General features: G+C 64.7%; 8 protein-coding genes. All 8 read left to right on the forward strand.

What is annotated here, in order from left to right:
• The first annotated feature begins 47 nt into the window (after positions 1–47).
• On the forward strand, positions 48–923 hold the full coding sequence (locus QUV35_RS13430) for a branched-chain amino acid ABC transporter permease (protein ID WP_300874844.1): 876 nt from the start codon (positions 48–50) through the stop codon (positions 921–923).
• Positions 924–1,044: 121 nt separating this feature from the next.
• The gene (locus QUV35_RS13435) at positions 1,045–2,121 is read left to right on the forward strand and encodes a branched-chain amino acid ABC transporter permease (RefSeq protein ID WP_300874846.1); all 1,077 of its coding nucleotides are present in this window, start codon (positions 1,045–1,047) and stop codon (positions 2,119–2,121) included.
• Between the two features lie 5 nt (positions 2,122–2,126).
• Complete coding sequence (locus tag QUV35_RS13440; protein WP_300874848.1) at positions 2,127–2,966, forward strand: ABC transporter ATP-binding protein; 840 nt, start codon at positions 2,127–2,129, stop codon at positions 2,964–2,966.
• Positions 2,963–3,751, forward strand: a complete 789-nt coding sequence (locus tag QUV35_RS13445; RefSeq protein ID WP_069045324.1) for an ABC transporter ATP-binding protein — start codon at positions 2,963–2,965, stop codon at positions 3,749–3,751. Before QUV35_RS13440 ends, QUV35_RS13445 begins: the two co-directional genes overlap by 4 nt.
• A gap of 2 nt (positions 3,752–3,753) precedes the next feature.
• Positions 3,754–5,610: a long-chain fatty acid--CoA ligase gene (locus QUV35_RS13450; protein WP_300874851.1), complete on the forward strand. Its 1,857-nt coding sequence runs from the start codon at positions 3,754–3,756 to the stop codon at positions 5,608–5,610.
• 62 nt (positions 5,611–5,672) lie between these two features.
• Positions 5,673–6,848, forward strand: a complete 1,176-nt coding sequence (locus QUV35_RS13455) for an ABC transporter substrate-binding protein (RefSeq protein ID WP_300874854.1) — start codon at positions 5,673–5,675, stop codon at positions 6,846–6,848.
• A 205-nt stretch (positions 6,849–7,053) separates the two neighbouring features.
• The gene (locus tag QUV35_RS13460; protein WP_300874856.1) at positions 7,054–7,647 is read left to right on the forward strand and encodes a hypothetical protein; all 594 of its coding nucleotides are present in this window, start codon (positions 7,054–7,056) and stop codon (positions 7,645–7,647) included.
• A 46-nt stretch (positions 7,648–7,693) separates the two neighbouring features.
• A complete protein-coding gene (locus QUV35_RS13465; RefSeq protein WP_300874859.1) occupies positions 7,694–8,101 on the forward strand; it encodes a DUF2784 domain-containing protein in 408 nt (135 codons plus the stop codon).
• Positions 8,102–8,250: the final 149 nt, after the last annotated feature.

The following is an 8,250-nucleotide window of genomic DNA, read 5'->3' on the forward strand; positions in this document are numbered from 1 at the left end:
CAGCACCCGTTCCACTGCAGCGGCGCCGGACAAAACAGGAGACATGCGTGCAATTGCTGCAACTGCTCATCAGCGGTGCGGCCCAGGGCTGTATCTACGGACTCATTGCCCTGGGTTTCGTGCTGATCTACAAGGCGACCGAAACGGTCAGCTTCGCGCAGGGCGACCTGATGATGGTGGGCGCCTTCGGCGGCCTGGCCGCCATGACCATGCTGGGCTTTCCGTTCTGGCTGGCCGTGCCGGCCGCCATTGTGGCCATGGGGCTGTTCGGTGTGCTGCTCGAACGCGCCGTGGTGCGCCCCATCCTGGGGCAGCCGGCGTTTTCCATTGTCATGCTCACCATCGGTGTGGGCTATGTGCTGCGCGGGCTCATCACCATGATCCCGAACATCGGCACCGACACCCACACCCTGCCGGTGCCCTACGCCGGCGAGGTGTTGCGCATGGGCGGTCTGGTGGTGTCGGCCGAGCAGATCGTGGTGATCGGCGTCACCGGTGTGTTGTGCCTGGGCCTGTTCGCCATGTTCCGCTACAGCAAGCTCGGCATCGCCATGCAGGCCTCGTCGCAGAACCAGCTCGCGGCCTATTACATGGGCATTCCGGTGAAACGGCTCAACGGCCTGGTGTGGGGCCTGGCCGCTGCGGTGGCGGCCATCGCCGGCCTGCTGCTCGCCCCCATCACCTTCGTGCACGCCAACATGGGATTCATCGGCCTCAAGGCCTTTCCGGCGGCGGTGGTCGGCGGCTTCACCAGCCTGCCCGGCGCCATCGTGGGCGGCCTGATCATCGGCATCGTCGAGTCGTTCTCGGGCTTCTACCTGCCCGAGGGCTTCAAGGACGTGGCGCCCTACATCGTGGTGCTGATCATGCTGGTGCTCAAGCCCAATGGTCTGTTCGGCGAAAAGCTGAGAAAAAAAGTATGAACATGTTCATGAGCACCGCGCGCCACAACGCAGTCCAGGGCTACCGCGGAACCGGCTTTGCCGGGCCGCTGGTGGCGCCCCCCTGGGGGGGTAGCGCCGAAGGCGATGCGGGGGGGACTCCATGAGATTTCTCTTCAAGACCGACTACAACCAGGACATCAAGTTAGCCAAACACGGCGGCCAGACCTTCTGGTACAGCCTGCTCGGCCTCTTTCTGGTGGCTGCACCCTGGGTGATCCAGGAGTACTGGCTCGCACAGCTCACCTTCGTGCTCATCTACTCGGTGGTCGGCCTGGGCCTCATGCTGCTGGCCGGCTTCACCGGCCTGTTCTCGCTGGGCCATGCCGCGTTTCTCGGCGTGGGGGCCTACACCCAGGCCATCATGGTCAATGCCGGCCTGCCGTTCCCGCTGGCGCTGGCCTGCGCCGGTCTGCTCTCGGCCGCGGTCGGCATGGTGGTGGGTTTGCCGGCGCTGCGGGTCAAGGGCATCTACCTCGGCATGGCGACGCTGGCGTTCGGTTTCATCGTCGAGGAAATCATGGCGCGCTGGGAAAGCGTGACCGGCGGCAACTCGGGCCTGGTGGTCAACGCACCCGCCCTCTTCGGCTGGGAGCTGGAGTCGACCAACGAGTTCTACTTCTTGTGCCTGGTGATCACGGTGCTGGCCACGCTGGCCATTGCCAACCTCATGCGATCGAGCACCGGGCGTGCGTTTGTGGCGATTCGCGACTCCGAGATTTCGGCGCAGAGCATGGGCATTCACCTGGCGCGCTACAAGACCATGAGCTTTGCGCTGTCGGCCGCGCTGGCCGGCATCGGCGGCGCGCTCTATGCGCACAAGATCCAGTTCCTCTCGCCCGAGCAGTTCAGCATCATCCAGTCGATCGACCTGCTGCTCATGGTGGTGATCGGCGGGCTGGGTTCGATCCACGGCGCGTTCCTCGGCGCCATCTTCCTCATCGTGATGCCGCAGCTCATTGCGCTGGGCAAGGACTTCCTGCCAACGGCCATCGGCCAGGCGGCCGGCCTGCAGGGCACGGTGTACGGCCTGGTGCTGATCGCGTTTGTGCTGTTCGAGCCCATGGGCCTGTATGGCCGCTGGCTCAAGATCCGCGCCTACTTCCAGCTGTTCCCGTTCTATCGCAAGGGCATGTTCAAGCGGCAGAAATCGTTCCAGAAGTCTGACCGACTGAAGTGAGCACCATGAACGACATCCTTCTTTCAGCGAAAAATCTGAGCGTGCGCTTCGGCGGCGTGCTGGCGGTCAACAACGTCAGCTTCGACGTGAAACGCGGCGAGGTGTTCACCCTCATCGGCCCCAATGGCGCGGGCAAGACGACGGTGTTCAACCTCATCAGCCGCATCTACACCCCGACCACCGGCACCATCGACTTCGCCGGGCCCGACGGCATGCTGCGCCTGACCGACCAGGCGCCGCACCAGATCGCCAACCTGGGCATCGCGCGCACCTTCCAGAACATCGAGCTGTTCGAACACGCCACCGTGCTGCAGAACCTGCTGATCGGACGCCACACCCACCGCAAGACGGGGCTGTGGAGCGAGGTCTTTTTCACCGGCAAGACCCGCGCGGCCGAGATCGAGGCGCGCGAGAAGGTCGAACAGGTCATCGACCTGCTCGATCTGCAGCACCACCGCGAAAGCATGGTGGCCGGCCTGCCCTACGGCGTGCGCAAGGTGGTCGAGCTCGCGCGCGCCCTGTGCACCGAGCCCAAGCTGCTGCTGCTCGACGAGCCGTCCTCGGGCCTGAACGTGGAGGAAACCGAGGACATGGCGTTCTGGATCACCGACATCAAGAACGAACTCGGCATCACGGTGCTGATGGTGGAGCACGACATGACGCTGGTCTCCAAGGTGTCCGACCGCGTGCTGGCCATGAGCATGGGCACCGAGCTGGCCTCGGGCACGCCGGCCCAGGTGCAGAGCGACCCGGGTGTGATCGAGGCCTACCTGGGCTCGATGGATGACGTGTCCGGCCTGCGCCGGGAGAACCACAAGCCCGCTGCGGCAGGAGCACGGTCATGAGCGTTGCCACTTCCGACGCCCCGGTGCTGAAACTGCTCAATGTCGAAAGCGCCTACGGCCCGATCAAGGCGATTCGCGGCGTGAGCCTGCAGGTGCGCCGCAGCGAGATCGCCACCGTGCTCGGCTCCAACGGGGCGGGCAAGACCACCATTCTCAAGACCATCAGCGGCATCATCGACCCGCGCAAGGGCTCGATCGAGTTCAAGGGCGAAGACATCACCGCCAAGGACCCGGCCTTCGTGGTGCAGCAGGGCCTGAGCCACGTGCCCGAAGGGCGCGAGGTGTTTGCCCTGCTCTCGGTGCGCGACAACCTGCTCATGGGTGCCTACACCCGCAAGGACCGCGACGGCGTGGCGCGCGACATGGAGCTGGTGTTCAACTACTTTCCCATCCTGCGCGAGCGCGCCGCGCAGGACGCCGGCCTGCTCTCGGGCGGCCAGCAGCAGATGCTGGCCATCAGCCGCGCGCTCATGGCCAACCCCGATTTGATCCTGCTCGACGAACCCAGCCTGGGCCTGAGCCCGAAGCTCACCAAGGAAATCTTCGAGATCGTGGTGCGCATCAACCGCGAGCGCGGCACCACCATCCTGCTGGTCGAACAGAACGCCAACATGGCCCTCAATGCGTCCGACTACGGCTACGTGCTGGAGAACGGCCGCATCGTGATGGAAGACACCTGCGCCAACCTGCGCGAGAAGGACGACATCAAGGAGTTCTACCTCGGCATGAAGGAAGAAGGCGTGCGGGCCGACCGGCGCTGGAAAAAGAAAAAGAACTGGAGATAGGCATGAGCAACTTGTGGGACCTCTCCGGCATCCAGCCGCAAAACAAGATCGTGCTCGAAGGCGAGACGATTCCTGCCCTGTTCTGGAACGGTGTGAAGGCGCGTGGCGAACAGGTGTGGATGCGGCAGAAGGAGTTCGGCATCTGGCGCAGCTGGAGCTGGACGCAGACCGGCGATGCCGTGCGCGAGATTGCCCACGGCTTGATGGCCATCGGCTTCGAGCCGCGCGAGACCGCGTCCATCCTGTCCAACACCACCATCGAATGGGTGCTGTGCGACCTGGCCGTGCTCAGTGCCGGCGGTGTGTCCAACGGCATCTACCCCACCGATGCGGCCGAGCAGGTGCAGTACCTCTGCGCCGACTCGGGCACCACCGTGCTGTTTGTCGAGAACGACGAACAACTCGACAAGGCCCTTGAGGTGCGCGACCAGCTGCCCCGCCTGCGCAAGATCATCGTGGAGGACATGGAAGGCCTGCGCGAACTCGACGACCCGCAGGTGATCAGCCTGGCGCAGTTGCGCGAGCTCGGCCGCGCCCACCTGCAGCAACACCCCGGCCTGCTGGACACCCGCGTGGCCGGCTGCCGGCCCGACGAGCTGGCGATCCTGGTCTACACCTCGGGCACCACCGGCCGCCCCAAGGGCGCCATGCATTCGCACAAGGGCCTGGTCTACACCGTGCGCGGCTACAACACGCTGATTGCACGCGACCAGAACGACGAGTGCATGTGTTTCCTGCCGCTGTGCCACATTGCCGAGCGCATGGGCGGCGAGTATTTCTCGCTCTACACCGGCGCCAAGCTCAACTTCGTGGAGAACCCCGAGACCGTGCCCGAAAACGTGCGCGAGATCGCACCCACGGTGTTCACCGCCGTGCCGCGCGTGTGGGAGAAGTTCTACTCGGGCGTGATGATCACCCTGAAGGAAGCCGGCAAGCTGCAGCAGGCTGCCTACGGCTGGGCCATTGGCGTGGGGCAGCAGGTGGCCGACCTGGTGATGGCCGGCAAGCCGGTCCCCGGCGGGCTGCGCCTGCAGTTCCATGTGGCGCGCACGCTGGTGCTCAACAACGTGCGCAAGCTCATCGGCATTCACAAGGCGCGCTTTCTCGTCACGGGTGCCGCGCCCATTTCGCCCGACCTGGTGCGCTGGTACCTGGCGCTGGGCGTGCCCATGCTCGAGGTCTGGGGCATGACGGAGACCTGCGGCGCATCCACCGGCATTCCGGCCGAGCGCATCAAGCCCGGCAGCATCGGCCCGGCGGCGAGCTACAACGAAGTGAAGCTCGACCCGGTGACCAGCGAGATCCTGGTGCGCGGCCCCAATGTGTTCATGGGCTACTTGAACCTGCCCGAGAAAACCGCCGAGACCATCGACGCCGACGGCTGGCTGCACACGGGCGATGTGGGTGTGGTGGACGAGGAAGGGTTTTTCCGCATCACCGACCGCATGAAAGACATCATCATCACCGCCGGGGGCAAGAACATCACCCCGAGCGAGCTGGAGAACGAACTCAAGTTTTCGCCCTATGTGACGGACGCCGTGGTGATCGGCGACAAGAAGCCCTACCTCACCGTGATCATCATGATCGACCAGGAGAACGTGGAGAAGTATGCGCAGGACAACGACGTGCCGTTTTCCAACTACGCCAGCCTCACCCGCGCGCCCGAGGTGCAGGCCTTGATCCAGACCGAGATCGATCGCGTGAACAAGAAATTTGCCCGGGTTGAACAGATCAAGAAGTTCTTCTTGCTCGACACCCAGCTCAGCGCCGAAGACGAAGAACTCACGCCCACCATGAAGCTCAAACGCAAGCTGGTGCAAACCAAATACGCGCCGCAGATCGACGCCATGTACGGCTAGCCCGGCTCGAAGACCCCGTTTCAACCGCCATCCCCCGACCATCACCCCAGGAGACACACAAGATGAAAACCCGACTGACACTGGTTGCCGCCCTGCTTGCCGTGGGCAGCAGCGCGGCCTTCGCGCAATCGCAAGGCGTGAGCAAGGACGAGATCGTGCTCGGCTCCATTCAAGACCTCTCGGGCCCCATTGCCGGCTTCGGCAAGCAGGTGCGCCTGGGCATGATGCTGCGGGTGGACGAGGTCAACGAACAGGGCGGCATCAACGGCCGCAAGATCCGGCTGGTGGTGGAAGACTCGGCCTACGACCCGCGCCGCGCCGTGCTGGCCGCGCAGAAGCTGGTGAACCAGGACAAGATCTTTGCCATGGTGGGCCACATCGGCACCGCACAGAACATGGCCGCCATGCCGGTGCAGTTCCAGAAGAACGTCATCAACTTCTTCCCCGTGACCGCTGCGCGCGAAATGTACGAGCCCTTCCACAAGCTCAAGTACAGCTTTGCCGCCACCTACTACGACCAGATGAAGATCGCCGTGCCCAAGCTGGCGAAGGAAAAGGGCGCCAAGAAGGTCTGCGCCATGTACCAGGACGACGAGTTCGGCCTGGAAGTGAAACGCGGTGCCGAAGACGGCCTGAAGGCCGCCGGCATGACGCTGGCGGTGGAAACCAGCTACAAGCGCGGCGCCACCGACTTCTCGTCGCAGATGCAGAAGCTGGCCTCGGAGCAGTGCGACATGGTCGTGATGGGCACCATCATCCGCGAGACCATCGGCGGCATTGCCACGGCCAAGCGCCTGGGCTTCAACCCCACCTTCGTCGGGTCGAGTGCGGCCTACACCGACCTCATCCACAAGCTCGGCGGCCCGGCCATGAACGGCTTCTACGCCACCATGACGGTGCAGAACCCCTACACCGACGAAGCCTCGCAACCCATCCGCTTCTGGGCCAACAAGTACAAGACCAAGTTCAACGAAGACCCGACCGTGTTCTCGGTGTACGGCTATTCGCTGGTCGACACCTTCCTGCGCGCAGCGGGCAAGGCCGGCACCAACCTGACCACCGAGAGCTTCATCAAGGCCATGGACACCATGACCATTCCGCCCGACATCTTCGGCAGCGCCGAATTGACCTTCAGCCCCACCAAGCGCCTGGGCAGCAACGCCACACGCCTGTCGCAGCTGCAGGACAACCGCTGGAAGGTCGTGTCTGAATACATGAAGATCGACGGCGCCAAGTAAGCCCCGCCCGATCACCCGCTGACACGCTGCCTGCCTCGGCAGGCCATGTGTGGAGCCGCCAACACCCCGTGTGCTGGCGGTTTTTTTTTGCCGGTGCATCGGCGAAAGACCTGAATGCCCTGTGTAACCCCAGGCCAGCAGGGCTGGGCGTGAACGGCGATGGTGTCACCCGCGCCATACCGCCCCAACACACCCCTGAACCACGATGCTCGCCTTTTTTCGCACCTACAACGAACAACTGGACATCCTCATGGACGGCCGCGACACCGGCGCCGCCCAACTGCTGGCCCACGCCGAGGTGGACCTGATCCGCAACCACCTCAACCGCGACGAACGCATCACCGCCTTTGCCGCCGGCCGCTCGATAGGCGCGGGCCGCACGCTGTGGGTGGTCACCACCCAGTCGCTGCTGGTGGCACGCACCAGCCAACGCCCCGCGGTGCGCAAACACGCGCTCACGAGCATCGAGCAGGTGGGCGCCGAACAAGGGCGCTACGGCCACGGGCTCAGCGCCCTGCTGGCGGGCCAGCGACTGGGCCTGTACGGCGCGGCCCGCGGCCTCGCCCTGCTGACCCTGCGCGCCCTGAACCGCCCCGCCGCCACACCCGCCACCAGCACCCTGGCGCAGACCCCGCTGGACGACGAAGAGCACCAGAGCGCCCAGCACGCCATCGCCGACCTGGCCCTGCGCGCCCAGCCCCTGCTGGCCCAGAGCGACACCGAGGCACGCCAACTGCTGCAACAAACCGCCGAGCGCGCCCGCAACGAAGGCCAGCAGCGCGCACCTGAAGCGGTGTGAGGCCAATCGCTGGGCGCAACCGGCTGCGGGGCCCTAGCATCGGGGCATGCCCACCCCGTCACCCACCCAAGCCCTGTGGCTCGCCGACGCCATCCTCGCGCTGCACATGGGCATCGTCGTCTTCGTGGTGGGCCTGCTGCCGCTCGTGTTGATCGGCGGCGCCCTGGGCTGGCGTTGGGTGCGTCACTTCGGCCTGCGCCTCACCCACCTGGCCCTGATGGTCTTCATCGCCGCCCAGGCCTGGCTCGGCCAGCTCTGCCCCCTGACCGTGTGGGAACAAGACCTGCGCCGCCTCGCCGGCCAAAGCGGCTACCGCGAAAGCTTCATCGAACACTGGCTCTCACGCCTGCTGTACTGGGACGCACCCTGGTGGGTGTTCGTGGCCGCGTACACGGGGTTTGCGGTGGTGGTGGGGGTGGCTTGGTGGGGGGTGAGGCCGAGGCGACATGCATAGACAAGCTCTCGATACTGCGCGGTGCAAAAAACACGCAGAAGCGTTGACCAACGAAACGCGGTTGTCTCTTTTGACATCAAAGAGGCTGCCTAGAGCTAGTGTCCTGTCCCGTAAATAACTGGCATTAGTCTTGCATGCCAGTGCGGTAT

This window comes from Hydrogenophaga sp. (genome assembly GCF_030373225.1).
Classification (GTDB): Bacteria; Pseudomonadota; Gammaproteobacteria; order Burkholderiales; family Burkholderiaceae_C; genus Hydrogenophaga.